This window comes from Frigoribacterium sp. AP1 (assembly GCF_056680555.1).
In genome coordinates this window covers 2,194,516-2,217,710 of sequence record NZ_CM155288.1, presented here as the reverse complement: position 1 = coordinate 2,217,710, position 23,195 = coordinate 2,194,516, and the positions used below count along the sequence as shown (strand labels likewise).

At 71.9% G+C, this 23,195-nt stretch carries 23 protein-coding genes, 1 tRNA gene and 1 pseudogene; 7 read left to right on the top strand and 18 right to left on the bottom strand.

Translation table 11 applies throughout. The annotated features are described in order from the left end of the window. Positions 1-35: 35 nt before the first annotated feature. The 4 genes from mfd to AC1MBW_RS10610 all read right to left on the bottom strand — a co-directional run bounded on the left by mfd (position 36) and on the right by AC1MBW_RS10610 (position 5,872). Positions 36-3,647: a transcription-repair coupling factor gene (gene mfd, locus AC1MBW_RS10625; protein WP_480024447.1), complete on the bottom strand. Its 3,612-nt coding sequence runs from the start codon at positions 3,645-3,647 to the stop codon at positions 36-38. A gap of 97 nt (positions 3,648-3,744) precedes the next feature. Continuing rightward, on the bottom strand, positions 3,745-4,335 hold the full coding sequence (gene pth, locus AC1MBW_RS10620; protein WP_480024446.1) for an aminoacyl-tRNA hydrolase: 591 nt from the start codon (positions 4,333-4,335) through the stop codon (positions 3,745-3,747). A 60-nt stretch (positions 4,336-4,395) separates the two neighbouring features. Continuing rightward, the gene (locus AC1MBW_RS10615; RefSeq protein WP_480024445.1) at positions 4,396-5,031 is read right to left on the bottom strand and encodes a 50S ribosomal protein L25/general stress protein Ctc; all 636 of its coding nucleotides are present in this window, start codon (positions 5,029-5,031) and stop codon (positions 4,396-4,398) included. A 298-nt stretch (positions 5,032-5,329) separates the two neighbouring features. Next, entirely contained in the window at positions 5,330-5,872 is a 543-nt protein-coding gene (locus AC1MBW_RS10610) for a gluconokinase (protein WP_235451099.1), read from the bottom strand. A 201-nt stretch (positions 5,873-6,073) separates the two neighbouring features. Between AC1MBW_RS10610 and gndA the strand changes: the two genes are divergently transcribed. After that, the gene (gene gndA, locus AC1MBW_RS10605) at positions 6,074-7,477 is read left to right on the top strand and encodes an NADP-dependent phosphogluconate dehydrogenase (protein WP_480026099.1); all 1,404 of its coding nucleotides are present in this window, start codon (positions 6,074-6,076) and stop codon (positions 7,475-7,477) included. Positions 7,478-7,794: 317 nt separating this feature from the next. Here the strand turns inward: gndA and AC1MBW_RS10600 are convergent, their stop codons facing one another. From AC1MBW_RS10600 to AC1MBW_RS10585, 4 genes are all read right to left on the bottom strand, one after another. Beyond that, a complete protein-coding gene (locus AC1MBW_RS10600) occupies positions 7,795-8,772 on the bottom strand; it encodes a ribose-phosphate diphosphokinase (protein WP_054147187.1) in 978 nt (325 codons plus the stop codon). A 41-nt stretch (positions 8,773-8,813) separates the two neighbouring features. Further along, positions 8,814-10,247, bottom strand: coding sequence for a bifunctional UDP-N-acetylglucosamine diphosphorylase/glucosamine-1-phosphate N-acetyltransferase GlmU (glmU, locus tag AC1MBW_RS10595; RefSeq protein WP_480024444.1), 1,434 nt, complete (start codon positions 10,245-10,247; stop codon positions 8,814-8,816). Positions 10,248-10,373: 126 nt separating this feature from the next. Beyond that, the gene (locus AC1MBW_RS10590) at positions 10,374-10,862 is read right to left on the bottom strand and encodes a DUF4126 family protein (protein ID WP_480024443.1); all 489 of its coding nucleotides are present in this window, start codon (positions 10,860-10,862) and stop codon (positions 10,374-10,376) included. Positions 10,863-10,956: 94 nt separating this feature from the next. Further along, positions 10,957-11,028, bottom strand: a tRNA-Gln gene (locus AC1MBW_RS10585). Between the two features lie 126 nt (positions 11,029-11,154). On the opposite strand from AC1MBW_RS10585, the gene AC1MBW_RS10580 reads away from it, so the two are divergent. After that, on the top strand, positions 11,155-11,649 hold the full coding sequence (locus tag AC1MBW_RS10580; RefSeq protein WP_055974208.1) for a MarR family winged helix-turn-helix transcriptional regulator: 495 nt from the start codon (positions 11,155-11,157) through the stop codon (positions 11,647-11,649). Between the two features lie 19 nt (positions 11,650-11,668). Here the strand turns inward: AC1MBW_RS10580 and AC1MBW_RS10575 are convergent, their stop codons facing one another. From AC1MBW_RS10575 to AC1MBW_RS10550, 6 genes and pseudogenes are all read right to left on the bottom strand, one after another. Beyond that, positions 11,669-13,003: an ABC-F family ATP-binding cassette domain-containing protein gene (locus AC1MBW_RS10575; RefSeq protein ID WP_480026098.1), complete on the bottom strand. Its 1,335-nt coding sequence runs from the start codon at positions 13,001-13,003 to the stop codon at positions 11,669-11,671. Between the two features lie 11 nt (positions 13,004-13,014). After that, positions 13,015-13,417: pseudogene (locus AC1MBW_RS10570) on the bottom strand (ATP-binding cassette domain-containing protein); the annotation flags it as partial. 122 nt (positions 13,418-13,539) lie between these two features. Next, positions 13,540-14,058, bottom strand: a complete 519-nt coding sequence (locus AC1MBW_RS10565) for a molybdenum cofactor biosynthesis protein MoaE (RefSeq protein ID WP_480024442.1) — start codon at positions 14,056-14,058, stop codon at positions 13,540-13,542. Then, positions 14,055-14,588, bottom strand: coding sequence for a MogA/MoaB family molybdenum cofactor biosynthesis protein (locus AC1MBW_RS10560; protein ID WP_200908375.1), 534 nt, complete (start codon positions 14,586-14,588; stop codon positions 14,055-14,057). Before AC1MBW_RS10560 ends, AC1MBW_RS10565 begins: the two co-directional genes overlap by 4 nt. Continuing rightward, the gene (moaC, locus tag AC1MBW_RS10555) at positions 14,585-15,103 is read right to left on the bottom strand and encodes a cyclic pyranopterin monophosphate synthase MoaC (protein ID WP_480024441.1); all 519 of its coding nucleotides are present in this window, start codon (positions 15,101-15,103) and stop codon (positions 14,585-14,587) included. Before moaC ends, AC1MBW_RS10560 begins: the two co-directional genes overlap by 4 nt. Beyond that, complete coding sequence (locus AC1MBW_RS10550) at positions 15,100-16,377, bottom strand: molybdopterin molybdotransferase MoeA (protein ID WP_480024440.1); 1,278 nt, start codon at positions 16,375-16,377, stop codon at positions 15,100-15,102. The genes moaC and AC1MBW_RS10550 overlap by 4 nt, the downstream gene beginning before the upstream one ends. Before the next feature lie 38 nt (positions 16,378-16,415). Between AC1MBW_RS10550 and AC1MBW_RS10545 the strand changes: the two genes are divergently transcribed. After that, complete coding sequence (locus AC1MBW_RS10545; RefSeq protein WP_480024439.1) at positions 16,416-17,330, top strand: MTAP family purine nucleoside phosphorylase; 915 nt, start codon at positions 16,416-16,418, stop codon at positions 17,328-17,330. A 62-nt stretch (positions 17,331-17,392) separates the two neighbouring features. Next, the gene (locus AC1MBW_RS10540; RefSeq protein ID WP_480026097.1) at positions 17,393-18,448 is read left to right on the top strand and encodes an NAD-dependent epimerase/dehydratase family protein; all 1,056 of its coding nucleotides are present in this window, start codon (positions 17,393-17,395) and stop codon (positions 18,446-18,448) included. A gap of 21 nt (positions 18,449-18,469) precedes the next feature. Here the strand turns inward: AC1MBW_RS10540 and AC1MBW_RS10535 are convergent, their stop codons facing one another. Further along, positions 18,470-18,889 (bottom strand): PIN domain-containing protein, encoded by a 420-nt coding sequence (locus tag AC1MBW_RS10535; protein WP_480024438.1) that lies wholly within the window; start codon positions 18,887-18,889, stop codon positions 18,470-18,472. Beyond that, positions 18,886-19,197 (bottom strand): FitA-like ribbon-helix-helix domain-containing protein, encoded by a 312-nt coding sequence (locus tag AC1MBW_RS10530; RefSeq protein ID WP_480024437.1) that lies wholly within the window; start codon positions 19,195-19,197, stop codon positions 18,886-18,888. The genes AC1MBW_RS10535 and AC1MBW_RS10530 overlap by 4 nt, the downstream gene beginning before the upstream one ends. Positions 19,198-19,308: 111 nt before the next feature. Here AC1MBW_RS10530 and AC1MBW_RS10525 point away from each other — a divergent pair, with 111 nt between their 5' ends. Genes AC1MBW_RS10525 through AC1MBW_RS10515 form a run of 3 tightly spaced genes read left to right on the top strand, consistent with a single transcriptional unit; the run spans position 19,309 to position 21,355 of the window. Beyond that, entirely contained in the window at positions 19,309-19,977 is a 669-nt protein-coding gene (locus tag AC1MBW_RS10525) for a glycosyltransferase family 2 protein (protein ID WP_480024436.1), read from the top strand. After that, on the top strand, positions 19,974-20,654 hold the full coding sequence (locus tag AC1MBW_RS10520; protein ID WP_480024435.1) for a TIGR04282 family arsenosugar biosynthesis glycosyltransferase: 681 nt from the start codon (positions 19,974-19,976) through the stop codon (positions 20,652-20,654). Before AC1MBW_RS10525 ends, AC1MBW_RS10520 begins: the two co-directional genes overlap by 4 nt. Beyond that, positions 20,651-21,355 (top strand): class I SAM-dependent methyltransferase, encoded by a 705-nt coding sequence (locus tag AC1MBW_RS10515; protein ID WP_480024434.1) that lies wholly within the window; start codon positions 20,651-20,653, stop codon positions 21,353-21,355. The genes AC1MBW_RS10520 and AC1MBW_RS10515 overlap by 4 nt, the downstream gene beginning before the upstream one ends. Here AC1MBW_RS10515 and AC1MBW_RS10510 read toward each other — a convergent pair. Both AC1MBW_RS10510 and AC1MBW_RS10505 read right to left on the bottom strand, forming a co-directional pair. After that, positions 21,304-21,810 carry a hypothetical protein gene (locus AC1MBW_RS10510; RefSeq protein ID WP_054146899.1) on the bottom strand — a complete coding sequence of 169 codons (507 nt, stop codon included), beginning with the start codon at positions 21,808-21,810 and terminating at the stop codon, positions 21,304-21,306. The two genes, AC1MBW_RS10515 and AC1MBW_RS10510, sit on opposite strands and share 52 nt — an antisense overlap. Further along, positions 21,807-23,165 (bottom strand): molybdopterin-dependent oxidoreductase, encoded by a 1,359-nt coding sequence (locus AC1MBW_RS10505; protein ID WP_480024433.1) that lies wholly within the window; start codon positions 23,163-23,165, stop codon positions 21,807-21,809. Before AC1MBW_RS10505 ends, AC1MBW_RS10510 begins: the two co-directional genes overlap by 4 nt. Positions 23,166-23,195: the final 30 nt, after the last annotated feature.

Here is a 23,195-nt window from a genome sequence, read left to right as displayed (position 1 = left end):
GTCCGGGGCGCCGCCTGCCCGCCGGGCCGACACGGTCAGTTCGCCGCGGCCGTGTCGGTCGCCGGACGGGCGACCGGGGCGGAGTAGATCGCCGACAGGAGCTGCTCGACCCAGACGATCAACTCGTCGTCGCTCGGCGCCTGCCCGTGAGCGCGCGGCAGGGGCACGCTGACGGCGTTGGCCTGCGCGAACCACCGCGCGCCCGGGTACATGCGCTGCAGCCGGACCTGCATGCTGTCGGGCAGGTCGATGCCCGCGACGCGCAGGTTGCTGCCCATGACGACCACCTCGCTGAGCCCGGCCTTCTGGGCCGCGCGGCGCAGGCGGGAGACCTCGATCAGGGCGAGCACGGGTGCCGGGGGCTCGCCGTAGCGGTCGGTGAGTTCGTCGAGCACCGAGTCGATCTGGTCGTCGGTCGAGGTGGGCGAGCTGGCCGTCGAGAGCTTCTGGTAGGCCTCGAGGCGCAGTCGCTCGCTCTCGACGTACTCTTCGGGAACGTGGGCGTCGACCGGCAGTTCGAGCCGCAGCTCGGTCTGACCCTCGGCGACGTCGCCGCGGAACGAGCTGACGGCCTCACCGATCATGCGCAGGTACAGGTCGAAGCCGACACCCGCGATGTGCCCGGACTGCTCGCCGCCGAGCAGGTTGCCGGCCCCGCGGATCTCGAGGTCTTTCAGGGCGACCTGCATGCCCGCCCCGAGCTCGTTGTTGGCGGCGATCGTCTCGAGCCGGTCTTGCGCGGTCTCGCTGAGCGGCTTGTCGGCGTCGTAGAGGAAGTACGCGTAGCCGCGTTCCCGGCCTCGGCCGACTCGACCGCGCAGCTGGTGCAACTGGCTGAGGCCGTACTTGTCGGCCCGGTCGATGATCAACGTGTTGGCGTTGGCGATGTCGAGGCCGGTCTCGATGATGGTGGTCGAGACGAGGACGTCGAACTTGCGCTCCCAGAAGTCGACCATGACCTGCTCGAGCGTCGACTCGGCCATCTGGCCGTGGGCGACGGCGACGCGGGCCTCGGGCACCAGCTCGGCGATCTGGGCCGCGATGCGGTTGATGCTCGACACACGGTTGTGCACGTAGAACACCTGCCCCTCGCGCAGCAGCTCGCGCCGGATCGCCGCGGCCTTCTGTCGGTCGCTCTCGGGGCCGACGAAGGTGAGGATCGGGTGGCGGTCCTCGGGCGGGGTGGCCAGGGTCGACATCTCGCGGATGCCCGTCACGGCCATCTCGAGCGACCGCGGGATCGGGGTCGCCGACATGGCCAGGATGTCGACGTTCGTCTTGAGCTTCTTGAGGGCGTCCTTGTGCTCGACGCCGAAACGTTGCTCTTCGTCGATGATGACGAGGCCCACGTCCTTGTACGAGATGCTCTCGCTGAGCAGCCGGTGCGTGCCGATGACCATGTCGACCGTGCCGTCGCCGAGCCCGGCGATCGTCTCTTTCGACTCTTTGGCCGTCTGGAACCGGCTGAGGCTGCGGAGGTGCACGGGGAACCCGGCGAATCGGTCGCTGAAGGTGTCGAAGTGCTGCTTCACGAGCAGGGTCGTCGGCACGAGCATCACGACCTGCTTGCCGTCTTGGATGGCCTTGAACGCCGCGCGGACAGCGACCTCGGTCTTGCCGTAGCCGACGTCGCCCGAGAGCAGGCGGTCCATCGGGATCGGGCGCTCCATGTCGGCCTTGATCTCGTCGATGGTCGTCAGCTGGTCGGGGGTCTCGGCGAACGGGAAGGCCTCTTCGAGCTCGCGCTGCCAGGGGGTGTCGGGCGGGAACGCGTGGCCCTTGCTCGCCATGCGGGCCGAGTACAGCTTGACGAGCTCGACGGCGATGTCGCGGACGGCCTTGCGCGCCTTGCCCTTGGCGGCCGCCCAGTCGCCGCCACCCATCTTGCTGAGCGACGGGGCCTCGCCACCCACGTAGCGGCTGAGCAGGTCGAGCTGGTCGGTCGGGACGTACAGCTTGTCGCCGGGATAACCGCGCTTCGAGGGCGCGTACTCGAGCACGAGGTACTCACGGGAGTGCTTGACGGCGTTCTTCCCGCCGCTCGACACCTCGCGACTGGTGAGTTCGAGGAACTTGCCGATGCCGTGGGTCGAGTGCACGACGACGTCGCCCGGCTTGAGCTGCAGGGGGTCGACGACGTTCTTGCGACGGGTCGCGAGCTTCTTGACCTGACGCGAGTCGTAGTTGGCCGAACGACCGTAGAAGTCGGACTCGCCGAGGACGGCGATCTTGGACTCGAACAGCTCGAATCCGGCCTCGACGCCACCCGCCACGAGGTGGACGACGCCCGGTTCGAGGGTCTCGGGCAGGCTCTCTTCGAGACGGGCGGCGACTTCGCGCTCGGCGAGCACGTCGCGGGCCCGTTCGACGAGACCCACGCCGCGTGCCGTGACGACGACGGACCAGCCGTCACGCACGCGCTCGACGACGTGCTCGAGGGCTCCCTCGGCGTGGCCGCTGAAGCTCGGCACGACGGCGGCGTCGAGCCGCACGTAGTCACCGGCCGACGCCACGGCCTCGTCGTCGGACAGGACCTCGCCCGAGTCGAAGCCGCTCATCGTGAACCAGGACCTGTCGCCGGCCGCCTCACGCAGGTCGCGGAGGCTGAGGAAGTCGCCCGAGTCGAGGTCGATCGGCGCTTCGGCACCGGCGGTGGCGGCGTTCCAGGCGGCCGACAGGAACTCGCGGTTGGTCTCGGCCAGACTCTGCGCGCGCGACACCACCCGCTCGGGCGAGAGGACGACGATGGAGGCGCCGGCCGGCAGGTAGTGGGTCACCGGCACCAGCCGGTGCACGAGCGCGGGCGCCAGGCTCTCCATGCCTTCGACCGGGATGCCCTCGGCGATCTTGGCGAGCATCTGGGAGAGGCTCGGGAACTCGTGCTGCATCTCGCGGGCGCGTTGACGGACGGGCTCGGTCAGCAGCATCTCGCGGCTCGGAGGCAGCTCGACCGACGGGACCTCGCCGTCGAGGCTGCGCTGGTCGGCCACCGAGAAGCGACGGATCTGGTCGACCTCGTCACCGAAGAAGTCGACACGGACGGGGTGCTCGGCCGTGGGCGGGAAGACGTCGAGGATGCCGCCACGGACGGCGAACTCGCCCCGTCGGGTGACCATGTCGACCCGGGCGTACGCCAGGTCGACCAGATGGACGGCGATGCCCGAGAGGTCGTGCCCGCGCTCGCCGACGGTGAGCCGCACGGGGTCGAGCTCGACGAGGTTGTCGCTGAGCGGCTGGAGCGCCGCGCGCACGCCGGCGACGACGACGATCGGCCGCACGGAGCCGGGCGCCTCGGCCGCCTCGCGCTGCCAGATGGCGAGGCGTCGCAGGGCGTGGATGCGCTTGCCGACCGTCTCGGCGCTGGGGCTGAGGCGTTCGTGCGGCAGGGTCTCCCACGCCGGGAACTCGATGACCTCGGCCTCGGGCAGGTAACTGTCGAGCGACCCCCGGACGGCCTCGGACTCGCGGCCCGTGGCGGTGACGACCAGCATCGCCTGCGGACCCTCGCGACGGTCGAGCAGCCCCGCGAGCAACGGGACGCGGAGACCGTCGACGACCGAGAAGTCGGTGCTGCGTGCGGCCCGGTCGAGGGCCGCGGAGAACGTGGAGGCGCGCGAGAGCGCCTGGATCAAGCCCGCGAGTATCACCCGCACGATGTTACGCGGCACCACCGACACCGCGGCCGGGGTTCGCTGACGGCGACACCGAGGAAGGACCCGGGGCGGCCGGCATCCGGCGAGCCGGTCAGCTCTTGGCGGTGTGGAACTTGAGCTGCGCTGCCGTGAGCCCGTCGGTCGCGATCATCTCGACGGCATCGGCGGCGTCACCGATCAGGAACGGCAGCTCTTTGCGCTCGACGGAGGAGAAGTCCTTGAGGACGAAGTCGGCGGCGGGTTGGCGGCCGGGGGGACGGCCGATGCCGACCCGCACCCGGGTGAACTCGTTCGAGCCGGTGGCGGCGATGATGTCGCGGATGCCGTTGTGGCCGCCGTGGCCACCACCGTGCTTCAGCCGGACGACGTCGAAGTCGATGTCGAGCTCGTCGTGGACGACGATCAGCCGCGACACGTCGAGGTCGTAGTACCGCAGGAGGGCCTGCGTGGGGCCGCCCGAGACGTTCATGTAGGTCGCGGGCTTGGCCAGCACGAAGCGAGGGCCGCCGGGAGCGGTGCGCCCCTCGGCGACCGTCGCGTTCGTGCGGTGGTTCTTGAAGCCAGCGGACAGACGCTCGGCCAGTTCGGCCAGCACCATCTGCCCGACGTTGTGCCTGTTGCCGGCGTAGCCGGGCCCGGGGTTGCCGAGCCCGACCACGAGCCACTGGTCGTCGAGTGCCATCGTCGTGGTCGTCGTTCTCTCAGTGGGTCTGCGCCGGCAGGGTGTTCGGGGTGCGCCGTGCTACTCGGAGCGCTCTTCGTCCTCGATGGAGTCGACGTCGCCCTCGGCCTCGGCGGCTTCGCCGTCCTCGTCGGAGACCGCGTCGGTCGTCAGGTCGAGCTGGGGCACCGAGACGGCGAGCACGAGGGTCTCGGGCTCGCTGACCAGGGTCGCGCCCTTGGGCAGGACGAGGTCGGCGGCCGAGACCTGGGCGCCCTCTTCGAGGCCCTCGATCGAGACGACGACGCTCTGCGGGATGTGCGTGGCCTCGACCTCGAGCTCGACGACGTTGAGCTCGACGACGTGGATCGTGCCGGGAGCCGACTCGCCCTCGACGTGCACGGGCACCTGGACCGTGACCTTCTCGCCCTGGCGGACGACGATGAGGTCGATGTGCTCGATGGTCTGCTTGACCGGGTCGCGCTGGATGTCCTTGACGAGGGCGAGCTGGTTCGTGCCCTCGATGTCGAGCGTGATGACGGCGTTGGCGCGACGCGTGATCAGCATGGTCTCGTGACCGGGCAGCGTGACGTGCTGGGGGTCGGTGCCGTGACCGTAGATGACCGCGGGGATCTGGTCCTTCGCGCGGATCTTGCGGGCCGCGCCCTTGCCGAAGCTGGTGCGCACGAGGGCGCTGAGGGTGTTCTGGCCGGACATGTCGTCTCCTTGCAGGGGCCGCGGACGGCCCGGGGGTGTGTGGTCGGTGTCAACTCGAACGCGCATCGCGTGAGGAAGGACCCGCAACCCGAGGGGCGCCGCCCGGAGGACGATCACCGCTGCACGAGTGGTGCCTGAGCACCGAGCGCCTGCCTACCGCGTCGATCACGGGTGCCGGAGCACCCCTCGCCGAGGTTCAGCTACCCAGGTTACACGTCGGCCGGGCGTGTCGCCAACCCGCGCCTCCTCGGTTCGTCCGCCCGTCAGGGCGCGTTCGTCCGCCCGGCCGGGCGTACGGTCAGTGCTCGAGCTCGCCGCGTCGCACGGCCTCGAGATGGGCCACGACGGCCGCCACGACGTCGTCCGGGCCGGGACGCACGTCGACCTCGAAACCGGCCTCGTCGTCGGCCAACGGCTCGAGGGTCGCGAACTGCGACTCCATCAGTCCGGGCGGCATGAAGTGTCCCTTGCGCTCGCGCTGGCGACGGGCGACGAGGTCGCGCACGCCGGTCAGGTGGACGAACCGGAGGCGCGGGTCGCCTTCGCGCAGGACGTCGCGGTACGCCCTCTTCAGCGACGAGCAGGCCACGACGACCGACTCGTCACCCGCGGCGGCGATGCGGTCGGCGACGATGTGCAGCCACGGCCACCGGTCGTCGTCGTCGAGCGGGTGCCCCTCGGCCATCTTGCGACGATTGGCCTCGGGGTGCAGGTCGTCGGCGTCGACGAACGGGATGCCGAGGGTCTCGGCCAGCAGCTCGCCCACGGTCGACTTGCCCGAACCGGACACCCCCATCACGACGACGGGCGGGAAGGGAGCGGGATGGGGCTGGTCGGTCACGGACGGCCTTCGATCGGGGACACGGTCGCGTCAACCCTAGGTGAGCCGTCCGGGAGGGGTACGGACCGTGCCTGTCGGACGCTCGGCACCGAGGCATAGTCTGCGGGCACCACCGACCGAGAAGGAGGCACCGTGACCGAACACGGAGCAGCATCGCAGTCCAGCGCCCAGGCGAACATCGGAGTCGTCGGCCTGGCCGTCATGGGTTCGAACCTGGCGCGCAACCTCGCCAGCCGCGAGGGCAACACGGTCGCCGTCTACAACCGCTCCCCCGAGCGCACCGACACCCTGATGGACGAGCACGGCGACGCGGGGTTCATCCCCTCGAAGTCGATCGAGGACTTCGCGGCCTCACTGCAGAAGCCGCGCACCGCGATCATCATGGTGCAGGCCGGTCGCGGCACCGACGCCGTCATCGACCAGCTCGCCGACGTGTTCGACGAGGGCGACATCATCGTCGACGGCGGCAACGCGAACTTCCAGGACACCCGCCGACGGGAGGCCGCCCTGAAGGAGCGCGGACTCAACTTCGTGGGCGCCGGCATCTCGGGTGGCGAGGAAGGCGCCCTGAAGGGTCCGTCGATCATGCCCGGCGGCTCGAGGGAGGCCTACGAGACGCTCGGCCCGATCCTGGCGTCGATCGCGGCCGTGGCCGAGGGCGAACCCTGCGTCACGCACGTCGGCGCCGACGGCGCGGGCCACTTCGTCAAGATGATCCACAACGGCATCGAGTACGCCGACATGCAGCTCATCGCCGAGTCGTACGACCTGCTGCGCCGGGTCGGCGGCCACGAGCCCGCCGCCATCGCCTCGGTCTTCGAGGAATGGAACAAGGGCGAGCTCGAGTCGTACCTGATCGAGATCACGGCCGAGGTGCTCCGCCAGACGGACGCCAAGACCGACGGCCCGCTCGTCGACTCCATCGTCGACCAGGCCGGCTCGAAGGGCACGGGCGTCTGGACCGTGCAGAACAGCGTCGGGTTGGGCGTGCCGGTCGGCGGGATCGCCGAGGCCGTCTTCGCCCGCGCCGTGTCGTCGAAGCCCGCACAGCGCTCCGCCGTGCAGAAGACCCTGCAGGGACGGCCCACGATCCAGGAAGCGGGCGACGGCTTCGAGGACGACGTCCAGAAGGCGCTCTACGCCTCGAAGATCGTCGCCTACGCCCAGGGCTTCGACGCGATCATCGCCGGTGCCGACGAGTACGACTGGGACATCGACAAGGGCGCCATCGCCAAGATCTGGCGCGGTGGCTGCATCATCCGCGCGCAGTTCCTCAACCGCATCGTCGACGCCTACCAGAAGGACGCCTCGATCGCGACCCTGCTCGAGGACGACTACTTCGCCGCGGCCGTCCGCGACGGCGAGGACGCCTGGCGCCGCATCGTCGCCAAGGCCGCCCTCTCGGGCATCCCCGTGCCCGGGTTCTCCTCGGCCCTGTCGTACTACGACTCGCTCGCGTCGGAACGCCTGCCCGCCTCGCTCATCCAGGGGCAGCGCGACTTCTTCGGGGCGCACACCTACCAGCGCGTCGGCGAGGAGGGCACGTTCCACACCCTCTGGTCGGGCGACCGGTCCGAGATCGAGACGGAGCCGTCGACCCACTGACGGAGGTCCCCAGGGGCGCTCACCGCGCCTCCTGCGCCCTGACGGGCGTGCCCGTCGATGCGGTGCCGCTGCGGCGGCCCGTCTCGGCAGGCACGCCCGTTCGTCGTCCCGCCGCGGCAGACCTCGGCCCTCCCCACGCCACCCGGTCCGCGTCGACAACTCAGCAGAACGACCACCGGAACGACCCGCAGGAGGCGCGGCGCAGCCGAACTCCGGAGTTGCCGACCACAGACGAGCGGGCAGGGCAGGGCCGACGGGGATGGCTGCTCCGTGAGGGCGGCTACGGCTGAGCAGCCACGAGCGGAGCCGGGGTGAGACTAGGCAGCGCCGTCGAACATGGAGGTGACCGAGCCGTTGTCGAAGACCTCGTGGATCGCCCGGGCGATCAGCGGCGCGATGGGCAGGATCTCGAGTTTGTCGAACTTCTGGTGCTCGGTGAGCGGCAGGGTGTCGGTGACGACGACCGAGTCGATGAACTCGCTGTTGAGGATCTCGGGGGCTGGGTCGCTGAAGACCGCGTGGGTCGCGGCGACCACGACGCCGATCGCGCCGGCGGCCTTGAGCGCCTCGGCGGCCTTGACGATGGTGCGACCGGTGTCGATCAGGTCGTCCACCAGCAGGCACACGCGACCCGCGACGTCGCCGACGATCTCGTGGACGGTGACCTGGTTCGGCACCAGCGGGTCACGACGCTTGTGGATGATGGCGAGGGGGGCGTCGAGCTTCTCGCTCCAGATGTCGGCGACGCGGACGCGCCCCATGTCGGGCGAGACCACGGTCAGGGTGGTGTTGTCGAGCTTGGCGCGGAAGTGCTCGAGCAGCACGGGCATGGCGAAGAGGTGGTCGACCGGGCCGTCGAAGAAGCCCTGGATCTGCGGGGCGTGCAGGTCGACGCTCATGATGCGGTGCGCGCCGGCCGCCTTGAAGAGGTCGGCGACGAGCCGGGCCGAGATCGGCTCGCGCCCACGGCCCTTCTTGTCTTGGCGGGCGTACGGGTAGAACGGCGCCACGACGGTGATGCGCTTGGCCGAGGCCCGCTTCAGCGCGTCGACCATGATCAGCTGCTCCATGAGCCACTCGTTGATCGGGGCCGAGTGGGACTGGATGACGAAGGCGTCCGAGCCGCGGACGCTCTCGTCGAAGCGGGCGTAGAGCTCGCCGTTGGCGAAGGTGCGGGCGTCGGTCGGGATCAGCTCGCTGCCGAGCTCGGCGGCGATCTGGTTGGCCAGTTCGGGGTGCGCACGCCCCGAGATCAGAACGAGTCGGTTCTCGCCGGTGATCTTGATTCCGGACACGTCACTCGCTCTCCGGCCCCGAGGGGCCAACCCGACCGGGTTCAGTCGGTCGTTCGTTCGGCACGAGCGGCGGCCTCGGCAGCCGCCGAGCCGGGGCGGTTCGCCTCGACCCATCCGCTCGCATTGCGCTGTGGAGCGATGCTCAAGGCCAGGGCACCGGCCGGCACGTCTTTGCGGACGATCGTTCCGGCGCCTGTGTACGCTCCGTCGCCAATCCTAACGGGGGCGACGAAGACGTTGTGCGACCCGGTGCGGACGTGCGACCCGACCTCGGTGCGGTGCTTGTCCACCCCGTCGTAGTTGGCCGTGATGGTGCCGGCGCCGATGTTCGACCCCTCGCCCACCTCGGTGTCGCCCACGTAGCTGAGGTGCGGCACCTTCGACCCGGCGCCGATCTGCACGTTCTTGGTCTCGACGAACGTGCCGATCTTGCCGTCGGCCGAGAGCAGCGTGTTGGGCCGCAGGTACGCGAACGGACCCACGGAGGCGCGGGCACCGATGACCGCGAGGGTCGCGTCGGTGCGCTTCACCGTCGCCCCCTCGCCCACCTCGGTGTCGACGAGGGTCGTGTCGGGGCCGACGACCGCGCCCGGGGCGATGTACGTCGCGCCGCGCAGCTGGGTGCCGGGCAAGAGCTCGACGTCGGGGCTGAGGGAGACGTCGCGGTCGATCCAGGTGGTCTGCGGGTCGACGATCGAGACGCCCTCGCGCTGCCAGTGCTCGACGATGCGGTCGTTCAGGCGACGGGCCGCGGCGGCGAGCTGCACGCGGTCGTTGATGCCCTCGAGGCGCCAGGTCTCGTCGATCGCCCGGGCGGCGACGACCTCGCCGGCACCGGTGAGCAGGCCGACCATGTCGGTGACGTACTTCTCGTTCTGCGCGTTGGCCGACCCGATGCGGGGCAGGTGGGTGCGCAGGGCGGCGACCGTGAAGACGTAGGTGCCCGAGTTGATCTCGCGCACGGCACGCTCGGCGTCGGTGGCGTCCTTGTGCTCGACGATGCGGTCGACGTCGCCCGAGTCGCGGCGGACGACCCGCCCGTAGCCGGTGGCGTCGTGCAGCACGGCGCTCAGCAGCGTCGCCGAGGCGGACGCGGCGCGGTGCTGGTCGAGCAGGGCCGTGAGCGTCTCGTGGTCGAGGAAGGGCACGTCGGCGCTGACGACCACGACGTCGCCGGTGAACTCGGCGGGCAGCGCCTCCACCGCTTGTTCGACGGCACGACCGGTGCCGGGCACCTCGTCTTGATCGACCACGAGGGCGTGCGGGGCGGTGTCGAGCACGCTCGCGACGACGAGGTCGCGCTCGTGCCGGACGACGGCGACGAGGTGGTCGGGCTGGAGGGCGCCGGCGCTCTCGAGCACGTGCTGGATCAACGGCAGCCCGGCCAGGCGGTGCAGGACCTTCGGGGTCGAGGACTTCATGCGCGTGCCCTGCCCTGCGGCGAGGACGACGACGGCGAGCTGGCGTTCGGGCATGGTGCTCCTTGGTGAGGGGTGGCGCGTGATCACCGCCGATCCTCCCACGGGATGCCGCCCGACCGCGGGTCACCCGCCCGGCGTGGGGACGCCGCCGACGACGCGACCAGGTGGGGACGAGCCGAGTCAGCGCGACCGGACGACGGCGACCGAACCCGAGATCGCGACGGCGTCCTCGACGAGCGCGACGGCGACGTCGGGCACGCCGGTCTTCTCGACGACGGCCTTCCGTGCCCGGTAGAAGAGCCAGCTGCCGACGAGGGCACCGGACGCCCCGGCGAGGGCTGCGGCCACGGGGGTTCCTCGACGGCCGGTGCCGGCCATCGCGATCCCCGCGACGGCACCGGAGATCGCGCGCCCGAACAGAGGCCCGGCGCCGACCCGGCTCGGCGTGGCCGGCAGCTTGTCACCGACGAGCTCACCGACGCCGGCGGCCACCAGGACACCACGAGCGAGCGGCGAACGGAACAGGCGCCAACGCTGCCACCGACCCCGCGCCTCCGGGGTGTCGTGGTTCAGGGCGAGGACGGCGAGCGGCGTCGCCGAACGCGATCCGCTGAGGATGCCGAGCAGGGCGGCACGGAGGAGGGGCGGCACGGAACTGGTCTTCGACATGACGGGAGTCCTCGTCGTCAGGCGGACGCCGGGGCGCCCACGATCGGGAGCGGGACGGGACCGACGAGCCGACCGCGACCTGCGACGCTCGGGGCTCCGCCACCAGGATTCGAACCTAGACCTAACAGCTCCAAAGGCTGTCGTGCTGCCGTTACACCATGGCGGACCGCGCATGCGCGCCGGACCATTCTGCCAGACCGCGACTCGACCGAGGTGACCGCGAGGGGTGACGTGCCCGCCGGGCCGCACCGCGCCTCCCGCGTCCGACGACGGCCTCGGGCATGATGGGCGGATGCCCGAGCAGGACGAGGTCGACCGGATCGTCGAGGCGTGGCGCCACGAGCGACCCGACCTCGACTTCGCGCCGCTCCACGTGCTCTCGCGCGTCGGTCGTCTGTCGAAGCACCTCGACCGGGCACGACGCGAGGCCTTCCACGCCAGCGACCTCGAGTCGTGGGAGTTCGACGTGCTCTCGGCCCTGCGCCGCGCCGGCGACCCCTACCAGCTGAGCCCCAAGACCCTGCTGCAGCAGACGCTCGTCTCGAGCGGCGCCATGACCAACCGCATCGACCGGCTGGTGGCGCGGGGCCTGGTCGAACGCCGGACCGACCCGAACGACGGTCGGGGCATCCTGGTCACGATGACGACCGAGGGGCGCCGCGCCGTCGACGCCGCGATCGAACGACTCGTCACGGCCGAGGACGCCCTGCTCAGCGATCTCAGCGACGACGACCGCCGCCGGCTGACCGAGCTGCTGCGCACGCTGAGCCTGACGCTCGGCGGCTGAACGGCCGCTGCCCCGCGACCTACGCCAGCAGCTCGCTCAGCTCGAGCCAGCGCACCTCGAGTTCGCCCGTCTTGTGGTCGAGCGCCGTCAGTTTCGCCTGCAACGCCGCCAGGCCGTCGAAGTCGGACTGGTCGAACGACGCGAACTGTGCGAGCACGGCCTCGCGCTCGCCCGACGCCTTGGCCAGCTTGCGGTCGATCGAGCCCAACTCTTTCTCGGCGTTGCGCTTCTCGGCGCCGGACAGGCCCGACGCGGCGGCCGAGGCCGCGACCGACGCCGAGGCCCCCTGGACGGCCGTCGGGCGGTCGGTCGCGCCTCCTTGGTTCTGGGTCGCCTCGCGACGCAGCTGGAGGTACTGGTCGACGCCGCCGGGAAGGTGCCGGAAACGGCCCTCGAGCACGGCGTACTGCTGGTCGGTGACGCGCTCGAGCAGGTACCGGTCGTGCGAGACGACGAGCAGGGTGCCCGGCCAGCCGTCCAGCAGGTCCTCCATCGCGGCGAGCATGTCGGTGTCGAGGTCGTTGGTGGGCTCGTCGAGGATCAGAACGTTCGGCTCGTTCAGCAGGATGAGCAGGAACTGCAGGCGGCGCTTCTGGCCACCGGACAGGTCCTTGATCGGCGTCTGCAGCTGGGCGCTGGTGAAGCCGAGGCGCTCGAGCAGCTGCCCGGGCGTCATCTCTTTGCCGCCGGTGACGTACGAGGTGCGCTGACGCCCGATGACGTCGTTGACCCGCTCGTGCGCGACCTCGTGCAGGTCGGCGAGCTGCTGGTCGAGGATCGCGAACTTGACCGTCTTGCCCTGCTTGACGCGCCCCTCGGTGGGCGTGATGGCCCCGGTGACGACCTTGAGCAGCGTCGACTTGCCGGCACCGTTCACGCCGAGCACGCCGGTGCGCTCGCCCGGAGCGATGCGCCACTCGACGTCCTGCAGGACGCGCTTGTCGCCGAACGAGACACCGACCTCGACCAGGTCGACGACGTCCTTGCCGAGTCGCGCGGTCGCCATCTGCGACAGCTGGACCGCGTCGCGCACGGGCGGCTCGTCCGCGATCAGCTCGTTGGCCGCGTCGATGCGGAACTTCGGCTTGGTCGACCGCGCCGGGGCGCCACGACGCAGCCAGGCGAGCTCTTTGCGCATGAGGTTCTGACGCTTGGCCTCGGAGGCCGACGCCATGCGGTCGCGCTCGACGCGCTGCAGCACGTAGGCCGCGTAGCCGCCCTCGAAGGGTTCGACGATGCCGTCGTGGACCTCCCACGTGTCGGTCGAGACCTCGTCGAGGAACCACCGGTCGTGGGTCACGACGACGAGCGCGCCCGAGTTCGTGGACCAGCGGCGCGAGAGGTGTTGCGCCAGCCAGGCGACGCCCTCGACGTCGAGGTGGTTGGTGGGCTCGTCGAGGAACAGGACGTCCCAGTCGCCGACCAGCAGGGTGGCGAGGGCCACGCGTCGACGCTGGCCGCCGGAGAGGTCCTCGACCCGCGCCTCCCACGGGATGTCGGTGGCGAGGCCCGAGATGACGTCGCGGATGCGCGCGTCGCCGGCCCATTCGTGCTCGTCGCGGTCGCCGACGATCAAGCTGCCGACCGTGGCGCCCTCGGGCAGCACGTCGCGCTGGTCGAGCATGCCGATCGTCAGGCCGCGGCGGGTCGTCACGCGGCCGTCGTCCGGTTCGAGCCGGCCGGCGAGCACCGACATGAGCGTCGACTTGCCGTCGCCGTTGCGGCCGACGACACCGATGCGGGAGCCCTCGTCGATGCCGAGGGTCACCCCGTCGAGGACGACCTTGGTCGGGAATTCGAGACGGAGGTTTTCTGCGCCGAGTAGATGAGCCACCACAGAAGCGTAGACGGCCCGGGCCGGGCGGCCGACTCGACGGTGCGCAGCCGGTGTCAGCCCAGCGACGCCACCCACTCGTCCGAGCCGTCGGTGAACTCCTGGCGCTTCCAGATCGGGGTGCGGGCCTTGACCTCGTCGACGAGGGCGGCGCAGGCCGCGAACGCCTCGGCGCGATGGGCGGACGCCACGGCGCAGGCCAGCGCGACGTCGCCCACGACCAGGTCGCCGTACCGGTGTTCGACCGCGATCGCGACCTGGGGGTGCGCCTCGGCGACGGCCAGCGCGACCTCACGGATGACCTCGGTCGCGGTCGGGTGCGCCTCGTAGTGCAGGGCCTCGACGCCGCGCCCCTCGTCGTGGTCGCGGACGACCCCCTCGAACGTCACGACCGCTCCGGAGGCGCGGCTCGTCACGAGCGCGGAGCACTCGGCCACCGACACGGTCACGTCGACGACGCGGGCGAGCAGCACGCGGTCGGCCGCGGGTGCGGTGCCACCCGGCGACGCGGTGCCGGAACCGGACGGGCCGCCGTGGGCTCCGCCGGGAAGGGTGGTCGGATCGTCGTCGGTCATGCGGCCCCTTCGGGACTGGGATGGCGGTTCTGGGCGTGGTCGACACCGTGCAGCTGGTCGACCACGTGGTCGAGGACGTCGTCGAGCACGGCGAGCCCGTCGCGCACCCCGCCGCGCGAGCCGGGCAGGTTGACGACGAAGGTGCCTCCGGCCACGCCGGCGAGCCCGCGGGAGAGGACGGCCAGCGGCGTCGAGGCCGCGCCGCGCCTCCGGAGTTCTTCGGCGATGCCGGGCAGTGCGCGGTCGAGCAGGGGGAGGGTCATCTCGGGCGTCGCGTCGGTCGGTGAGACGCCCGTGCCGCCGGTGGTGACGACGGCGTCGACGCCCCACTCGAGGGCGGCCTCGAGCACCGCGCCGACGGGTTCGCCGTCGGCCACGACGACGGGGCCCTCGACCAGCCAGCCGCGCGCCACGAACCAGTCGCGGATGACGGGGCCGGTCGTGTCGTCGGCCGTGCCGGCGGCGGCTCGCGTCGAGGCGACCACGACGACGGCACGGCGCTGCACGACCTCGGGTGCGGCGTCGCTCATCGTGACCAGTCCCCCGACTTGCCGCCCTGCTTGTCGAGCACCTTGATGTCGCCGATGACGGCGAGCGCGTCGACCGCCTTGATCATGTCGAACAGCGTCAGGGCCGCGACCGACGCGGCGGTCAGGGCCTCCATCTCGACCCCGGTGACGCCCCGGGTCGAGACGCGTGCGATCACGGTGACCTGCGCCTCCGTGGTCTCGAAGTCGACGGTGATCGCGCCGAGCGGCAGCGGGTGGCAGAGCGGGATGAGCGTCGGCGTCTGCTTGGCGGCCAGGATGCCGGCGATGCGGGCGGTGCCGAGGGCCTCACCCTTGGGCAGCGAGCCGTCGACCAAGCGCGCGATCACGTCGGGCCGGGTGGTCAGCACGGCCTGGGCGGTCGCGATGCGCTTCGTCTCGGACTTGCCGGTCACGTCGACCATGTGCGCGGTGCCGTCCTCGCGGACGTGCGAGAGCGGGGTGTCGGACAGCGGGGTGTCGGACGGCGGCACATCGGGCAGCGGGGTCTCGGTCATCGGTCGGCCTTCTCGTGGGGGGCGGGGTCGTCGAGCGCCCAGACCTCGACCCGGTCGCCCTCGTCGAGGCGGTCGACCCCGACGGGGATCGAGACGAGCACGGTGGCCTCGGCGTGGGCGGCGAGCAGGTGCGAGCTGGGCCCGCCGACGAGGTGGGCGCGCCCGTCGACGTCGACCCGCCCGCGACGCAGCTGGTGCTTGCCGACCGGCGAGTCGACGGGGTGCGCCATGGGCACGGTCCACCGCCGCCGGGGCAGGCCGACGCCCGTGACGCCGTGCAGGGCGGGACGCAGGAAGGCCTCGAACGAGACGAGCGAACTGACGGGGTTGCCGGGGAAGCAGACGACGGGCAGCTCGCGGTCGTGCACCCGGACGGTGCCCCAGCCCTGCGGACCGCCGGGTTGCATCGCGACCGAGCCGAAGGTGACGCCCGAGCCCTCGAAGGCGTCGCGGACGACCTCGTAGGCCCCCGCGCTGACCCCGCCGCTCGTCAGCACGAGGTCGACCTCGGCGGCGTGGCGGGCGACGACGGCGACGAGGGCGGCCGCGTCGTCGGTCACCCGGGCGGTCGTGACGATCACGCCGACCTCGGCGAGCGCCGCGGCCAGTGCGACGCCGTTCGCGTCGTGGATCTGGCCGGGCCCGAGCGGGGCACCGGGTGCGGCGAGCTCTTCGCCGGTGGACACCAGCAGGAGGCGCGGGCGGCTCCGTACCTCGACCGCGTCGATCCCGGAGGCGGCGAGCACGCCCCACCGGGCGGGTGTCAGTCGCGTCCCGGCCGCGAACAGCACGGAACCCGCGGCGACGTCGCTGCCCGCGGCCCGGACGAAGGCCCCGGCGGTGATGCCGGTCGGCACCTCGACGACGGCGTCCACCCCGACGGGAGGGAACGCGTCGGGCGAGACCTTCTCGATGGGCACGATCGCGTCCGCGCCGGCAGGGACGGCGGCACCGGTCATGATCGGGGCGGCGGTGCCGGCGCCGAGGTCGGGGGCGGCCCGGCCGGCGGGGATGCGTGCCGCGACCCGGAGGCTGGTGGGACCGGCCGGGTCGAGCCCGTCGGTCGAGACGGCGTAGCCGTCCATCTGCGAGTTGGCGAAGGGCGGCAGGTCGATCGGGGCGACGACGTCGGCGGCGAGCACCCGGTCGCGGTACCGGTCGGAGCGCGAGGCGAGCGCCTCGGGGCTGACCACGAGCGCGTCGACCGGCCGGGCCCGCACGGCGGCCTCGACGACTGCCGTGACCTCGGCGAGGTGGGTCTCGATGGTGCGCACGCGGTTCCTCTCGGGCGATGGTCAGTAGCGTATCGGGGGTGACCGACCCCGCGACCGAGACCGACGTCCCCCAGCCCACCCGCGCCTCCTCGGGGCCGCCGCCCGTCGACGTCGCCGTCATCGGCGGATCGGGGCTGTACTCGCTCTTCGCCGAGGGCGAGGCGACCCGGCACGTCGTCGAGACGCCCTACGGCCCGACCTCGAGCGAGGTGACGATCGGGCAGCTAGGCGGCAAGCGCGTGGCGTTCCTGACCCGGCACGGCGCGGGCCACGCGGTCGCGCCGCACCTGATCGACTACCGGGCCAACGTGTGGGCGCTCGCGTCGCTCGGAGCCAAGGCCGTCGTGTCGTCGTCGGCGGTCGGCGGGGTCAGCCCCGACGTCGCCCCGGGCACCATGGTCGTCACCGACCAGTTCATCGACCGCACCTGGGGACGACGCGACACGTTCTTCGACGTCGAGGGCCACGTGCAGCACCTGATCGCCGCCGACCCGTTCGACCCCGTGTTGCGGGCCGCCGCGATCGAGGCCCTCGAGGCACAGGGCGAGCCGTTCGCCCCGACCGGCACCTGCGTCGTGATCCAGGGGCCGCGGTTCTCGACCCGGGCCGAGTCGCTCTGGTTCCGGGCCGCGGGGGCGCACACGGTCAACATGACGATGTACCCCGAGATCCCCCTCACCCTCGAGCTCGGCATGGGAGCCGTCAACATCTCGTACGTGACCGACAGCGACGCCGGTCTGGCCCCGGCCGAGGGCGACGCGCCCGACGTCGACGCCGTGAGCGCCTCGCTCGTCTTCGAACGGCTCGCGGCCGCCCAGCCGCGCATCGTCGCGGCCATCGAGTCGATCGTCGCCGCGATGCCCGACGACTACTCTCCGCGCGAGCTGATGCCGCCCGAGGCGGTGGCCGAGGTGCTCGCGCGGCCCGTCTCGGGTCGGAAGGCCGCGCTGTGACCGCGACCCGCGCCTCCTCGTCCGCGTCGGCCGCCACCACCGACGCAGCCGACGGTCCCGGTCTGCTGCTCGTCACCGGCGGGGCCGGCTTCATCGGGTCGGCGATCGTCGACCTCGCGCTCGACCGCGGCTGGCGGGTGCGCGTGCTCGACTCGCTGCGGCCCGACGTGCACGGCGGCGAGCCGACGGTCGACCCGCGCGTCGACTTCGTGCACGGTGACGTGCGCGACGCCGAGACCGTCGACCGGGCACTCGTGGGCGTCGACGCGGTCTGCCATCAGGCGGCCAAGGTCGGCCTCGGGGTGGACTTCCAGGACGCCCCCGACTACGTCTCGTCGAACGAGCTCGGCACGGCCGTCGTGCTCGCCGCGATGGACCGCGCCGGCGTCGACCGTCTCGTCGTCGCCTCGTCGATGGTCGTCTACGGCGAGGGCAGCTACCGCACCTCGTCCGGCGCGACCGAGCGACCCGCACCCCGCCGCATCGCCGACCTCGACGCGGGCGTCTTCGACCCGCGTGACGAGGCGGGCGAGCTGCTCGAGCCGCAGCTGATCACCGAAGAGGCCCCGCTCGACCCCCGCAACGTCTACGCCATCACGAAGCTGACCCAGGAACACCTGTCGACCTCGTGGGCGCGCAGCACCGGAGGTCGGGCCGCCGCCCTCCGCTACCACAACGTCTACGGTCCGGGCATGCCTCAGAACACGCCCTACGCCGGCGTGGCCTCGCTCTTCCGCTCGGCCCTCGAACGCGGCGAGGCACCGCGCGTGTTCGAGGACGGCGCCCAGCGTCGCGACTTCGTCCACGTCCGTGACATCGCCTCCGCCAACCTCGCGGCCCTCGAGTGGACGGCCGACCAGCCGACCGACACGTTCCGCGCGTTCAACGTCGGCAGCGGCACGGTGCACACGATCGGCGAGATGGCCGAGGCCCTGGCTCGCGAGGCCGGCGGACCGATGCCCGTCGTCACGGGCGAGTACCGCGCGGGAGACGTGCGGCACGTCACGGCCTCGTCTGCCCGGTTGCAGGGCGAGCTGGGTTGGCGGCCGAGCGTGACCTTCGAGCAGGGCATGCGTGAGTTCGCCACGGCACCGTTGCGCGCGGCGGTCGTCCGCTAGGCGAAGTCGGCCACCTCGCGGTCACCCGGCCCAGGGGTCGACGAGCTCGAGACCGAGGCCCTCGAAATCCTTCGTGTTGCGCGTGGCGAGGGCGGCGCCGCCCACGAGGGCGTGTGCCGCGATCATGGCGTCGGCCGTCGCGATCGGGCGGCCGGCGGTCCGACGCCGCAGGAGCACCGTCGCGTACTCGATCGCGGCATGCGCATCGAACGCCAACACCCGACCGTCGAACTGGTGCTCGAGGATGTCGATCACGCAGTCCTCGACGCGCTCACGGCGGTGCCCCTCGGGCATGGCCAGGAGCCCGGCCAGCATCTCGGCGCCGGTCACGACGCTGAGGTAGAGACCGTCGAGGGGTTGCCGCTCGAACCAGCTCAGCACCTCGGGGCAGGGACGAGGACGGGCGAGTTCGGACACCACGTTCGTGTCGACGACGATCATCCGAAGTCGACCGATCTCGCCGGGGCCTGCGCCCGCCGATCGCGCTCGAGCCCCTCGACGAACTCGTCGTCGAGGTAGGAGCCCCTCTCGGCCAACCGGCGACGGAACGCGTGGACCCAGTTCTCGGCCGTCGGTGCCGTGCCGGCGGCCGCCGGAGCCGGACTGACGACCGGCCCCTCGACCCCCTGGGCGAGTCGCGTCACCATCAGTCGCACCTCGGCCTCCATCGACCGCCCGTGGCTCGAGCTGAGGGCCTTCAGCCCCTCGATCACCTCGGGGTCGAGACCTCGCACCGTCAACGTCGCCATCGGGACCACCTCCTGTCGCTGATGCTAGCAGAATGACAGCACTCCCCCCGTTCGGGGCGCGGGCCGCCGCTCCCATCACCTTCATGGGAACGCGTCCGTACAGTCGAGAGGATGAGCAGCCCCCGAGTAGACGTCGTGCTTCCCTGTCTCGACGAAGAGGGTGCATTGCCCTGGGTGTTGGGCCGCCTGCCCGAGGGCTGGCACGCGATCGTCGTCGACAACGGCTCGACCGACGACTCCGCCCGCGTCGCCGCCGAGCACGGCGCGACCGTCGTGCAGGAGGCGCGGCGCGGCTTCGGCAGCGCCGCCCACGCCGGTCTCGAGGCCGCCACGGCCGACTACGTCGCGTTCTGCGACGCCGACGCCTCGATGGACCCCGCCGACCTCGTCGCCCTCGCCGCTCCCGTGATGGCCGGTGACGCCGATCTCGTCCTCGGTCGTCGACGCCCGACCACCCGTGGCGCCTGGCCGGTGCACGCCCGCCTCGCCAACCTCGCGCTCTCACACCTCATGCGGCGTGCCAGCGGCGTCGACCTGCACGACCTCGGCCCGATGCGCGTCGCCCGACGCCGGGCGCTGCTCGACCTCGACCTGAAGGACCGCCGCAGCGGCTACCCGCTCGAGATGGTGCTGCGCGCCAGCGAAGCCGGCTGGCGGATCGTCGAGCAGGACGCCCCCTACTCGCCACGGGTCGGCCGCAGCAAGGTGACCGGCACCATCCGCGGCACGTCCGTCGCGATCAAGGACATGTCCCGACTGCTGCGGGAGGTCGGCCGATGACGACCCTCGTGGTGATCGCGAAAGAGACGATCCCGGGCAAGGTCAAGACGCGCCTGCACCCCCCGCTCAGCCTCGAGCAGGCCGCCGACGTGGCCGCCGCCGCCATCCAGGACACCCTCGACGTGGTCCGCCGCCTGCCGGCCACCCGGCGCGTGTTGCTGTTCGACGGCAACCGTAGGCCCGTCGGCTCCGAAGACTTCGATGTGATCCCTCAGATCGGTGGCGACCTCGACGCACGCCTAGGCGCCCTCTTCGACGAGGTCGACGGGAAGACCGTGCTGATCGGCATGGACACCCCCCAGGTGACGGTCGAGGCCCTCGCCCCCGTCTTCGACGCGTGGAGCGACGACGTCGACGCCTGGTTCGGGCCGGCGAACGACGGCGGCTTCTGGGCCCTGGGTCTCGCCCGACCGACCGGCGACCTGCTGCGCGGCGTGCCGATGTCGCGGGACGACACGGGCGCCCACCAGCTCCGTCGGCTCGCCGACGCCGGCCTCAGCGTGCGCATGCTGCCCGAACTCGTCGACGTCGACACCATCGACGACGCCCGCCTGGTCGCGGCCACCGCACCCGACAGCCGGTTCGCGGCCGCCCTGCGGCACGCCGAGGCCACCTCCACCACCACGAACGGCGTCGCCCGCACGACCGATCCCGCCACAGAAGGGGTCACCTCGTGACCATCGCCCCCGACCGACCCGCCACCTTCGGATCAGGAGGTGCAGAGCCGTACGCGCGCGCCCTGCGTCACGAGGGACTCCTGCAACTCGTCCGCGTGACCGGCGGTGCCGGACACCCGGCGTCGCCTCCGGCCCCGGGCGACACCGACGACGCGTTCGACGTCGCGCGCTGGAGCGCCGACGCCGACGCCGCCGACCTCACGACCCTCGACGACGAGACCGGCCCGGTGCTCGACATCGGCTGCGGGCCCGCCCGCATGGTGCGTGCCGCCGTCGACCGCGGACTGACCGTGCTCGGCCTGGACGTCTCGCCCACGGCGGTCGCGATGGCCCGCGAGGCCGGCCTGCCCGTGGCCGGCGGTTCGGTCTTCGACCCGCTGCCCCGCGAGGGCGAGTGGAACCTCGCCCTGCTGCTCGACGGCAACGTCGGCATCGGCGGCGACCCGACGGCACTGCTGACCCGCTGTGCCGAGATCCTCACCACGACCGGATCGATCGTCGTCGAGACCGCGCCTGAGGCGTCGCTCGACGACAGCTACGAGGCCCACGTGGTCGACGACCAGGGTCACGCCAGCGCGACCTTCCCCTGGGCCGAGGTCGGCCGCGAGGCCCTGCACCTCCACGCGGGGCGGTCCGGCCTGCGGGTCGCTCAGACCTGGTCGGTCGACGGACGCACCTTCTGCCGCCTGCGCGCCAGGTAGAGCGCCACGAGACCGGCTGCCACCGCCGCGATCACGAGCCAGAGCACGGCCAGGCGCAGGCCGTAGTCGAACGGCAGCACCGTGTCGTTCTTCGGGCCCTTCGCCTTCGCGACGATCTCGGGCACCACGATCAGCGAGAAGACGGCCCCGACGACGACCGCGCCCTGCACGATCCAGAGGACCGCGGGTCGGACGCGACGCCCGGTCCGTCGCACGACCAGCGAGACGACGGCCACGACGGGGGCGAGCACGGCGTCGTGGACGACGACCGATCCGACCAGCCAGAGCAGCAGCCCGCCGTACCGGTTCGGGTTGACCGTGTCGGTGAGCACCCAGCCGCCGAGGCCGATCAGGGCGACGCCGAGGGCGATCAGCACCCCGCGCACGACACGGACGGCGCGCGACGTGCCCGCGCCTCCTGCGCTCGACGCGGCCGAGGGGACGCGCGCGGTCACGAGAGCACCTCGATCGAGCTGAGCCACTTGGTCTGCAGCACGCCGGGGCGCCCCGGGGCGATCATGCGTGCCGGGTAGCCGTGGTCGATGCTGAGCGGCTCGCCGTTCAGCTCGAGCGCGACGAGGGTGCGCGGGTCGGAGGCGTACTCGGGGCCCATCTCGGTCACGCGGTAGCCCCCCTTCTTCTCGAGGCTGGTGAGCCGCAGGCGGTGGTCGGCCGGGGCTCCGGCGGCGGCCAGCAGGTCGACGAGTCGGACCCCGCGCCAGGCGCCGGTCTGGCTCCAGCCCTCGACGCAGGCGATCGGGAGGCGTTCGTCCGCCCCGTTGAACCCGCGCAGCGTGTCGAGCGTGAACGAGGTGGCGACGCCGCCGACCACGACGTCGAGCCGCCAGTCGGGGTCCATGGCCGTCTCGAGCACCTGGGCCGCGGCGGCCGTGCGGTTGATCGGCAGGTCGTTCGCACCGAGTCCGCGCTGCCGCGGAGCGAAGGCGTTGAGCGGAGAGAACGGGGCGAAGGACTGCCCGGCCGTGAGCGCGACGACTCCCCCGGTGGCGACGCCGGCGGCGGTGAAGAAGCCGCGCCGTGACACGCGTGCCCGCCCCGGTTCGCGGTCGACCTCGTGCGCGGAATCGATCCAGCGCGTCAGCCGGCCGGTCAGCCCCCGGGCGGGAGCAGGAGGCGCGGCGTGCGGGTCACGGTCGCGTCGCGTCCCGTCGGCGTCGCGCACCGCGCGGAAGCGGGCGAGCTCGGCGGTCGCCTCGCTCTCGGCCACGAACGCGGCCCGGGCCTCGTCCAGCTCGGCCGACGGCTCGACGAAGCGTCCGTCGTCGTCGTAGCTGTCGCGCGCCCGCCAGTAGCGGGTGATCAGCGGCAGCTTCACCGCGATGTGGATCGCGAGCGAGCCGATGATGACGAACGACAGGGCGAAGTGCACCTGCTTGAACGGGAAGGGCCACGGGTAGTACTGGTACGTGTTGAGCAGCCCGGTGACGAGCTGCAAGATCGTCGCGGCGACGAACAGAGCTATGGAGGCGCGTTCGAGCACGTCGACCGGGTGCTTGATCGGCGGGTGCTGGAAGAGCTGCGGGAACACCGAGTGCAGCTTCGCCAGCAGCAGGGGGATGCAGGCGATCCCGGCGGTGATGTGGACGCCCTGGCTCACCTGGTAGAGCCAGACGGGGCTCGTCGGGAACCGCATCCCGTCGAGGGGCTCCTGCAGGAAGTGGCTGTAGAGGCCGGTCAGCAGACAGATGACGAACGCGGCACCGAGGAGGCGGCCGAAGACGGTCGCCGACCGGGCGTTGCGGTTCGGTGACGAGGCCGCGCGGCGCGCCTCGTACAGCAGGCGTCTCATGGTGTCGGTCGTCTCATGTGGCCCATCATC

What these genes read in the sequence shown, in the direction of transcription:
- pth (WP_480024446.1), bottom strand. Translation starts at nt 4,335, where the DNA reads ATGGCACTCGACGACCAGTGGCTCGTGGTCGGGCTCGGCAACCCCGGG.
- AC1MBW_RS10615 (WP_480024445.1), bottom strand. Translation starts at nt 5,031, where the DNA reads ATGTCCGGCCAGAACACCCTCAGCGCCCTCGTGCGCACCAGCTTCGGC.
- gndA (WP_480026099.1), top strand. Translation starts at nt 6,074, where the DNA reads ATGGGTTCGAACCTGGCGCGCAACCTCGCCAGCCGCGAGGGCAACACG.
- glmU (WP_480024444.1), bottom strand. Translation starts at nt 10,247, where the DNA reads ATGCCCGAACGCCAGCTCGCCGTCGTCGTCCTCGCCGCAGGGCAGGGC.
- AC1MBW_RS10590 (WP_480024443.1), bottom strand. Translation starts at nt 10,862, where the DNA reads ATGTCGAAGACCAGTTCCGTGCCGCCCCTCCTCCGTGCCGCCCTGCTC.
- AC1MBW_RS10580 (WP_055974208.1), top strand. Translation starts at nt 11,155, where the DNA reads ATGCCCGAGCAGGACGAGGTCGACCGGATCGTCGAGGCGTGGCGCCAC.
- AC1MBW_RS10565 (WP_480024442.1), bottom strand. Translation starts at nt 14,058, where the DNA reads ATGACCGACGACGATCCGACCACCCTTCCCGGCGGAGCCCACGGCGGC.
- AC1MBW_RS10560 (WP_200908375.1), bottom strand. Translation starts at nt 14,588, where the DNA reads ATGAGCGACGCCGCACCCGAGGTCGTGCAGCGCCGTGCCGTCGTCGTG.
- moaC (WP_480024441.1), bottom strand. Translation starts at nt 15,103, where the DNA reads ATGACCGAGACCCCGCTGCCCGATGTGCCGCCGTCCGACACCCCGCTG.
- AC1MBW_RS10535 (WP_480024438.1), bottom strand. Translation starts at nt 18,889, where the DNA reads ATGATCGTCGTCGACACGAACGTGGTGTCCGAACTCGCCCGTCCTCGT.
- AC1MBW_RS10530 (WP_480024437.1), bottom strand. Translation starts at nt 19,197, where the DNA reads ATGGCGACGTTGACGGTGCGAGGTCTCGACCCCGAGGTGATCGAGGGG.
- AC1MBW_RS10525 (WP_480024436.1), top strand. Translation starts at nt 19,309, where the DNA reads ATGAGCAGCCCCCGAGTAGACGTCGTGCTTCCCTGTCTCGACGAAGAG.
- AC1MBW_RS10520 (WP_480024435.1), top strand. Translation starts at nt 19,974, where the DNA reads ATGACGACCCTCGTGGTGATCGCGAAAGAGACGATCCCGGGCAAGGTC.
- AC1MBW_RS10505 (WP_480024433.1), bottom strand. Translation starts at nt 23,165, where the DNA reads ATGAGACGCCTGCTGTACGAGGCGCGCCGCGCGGCCTCGTCACCGAAC.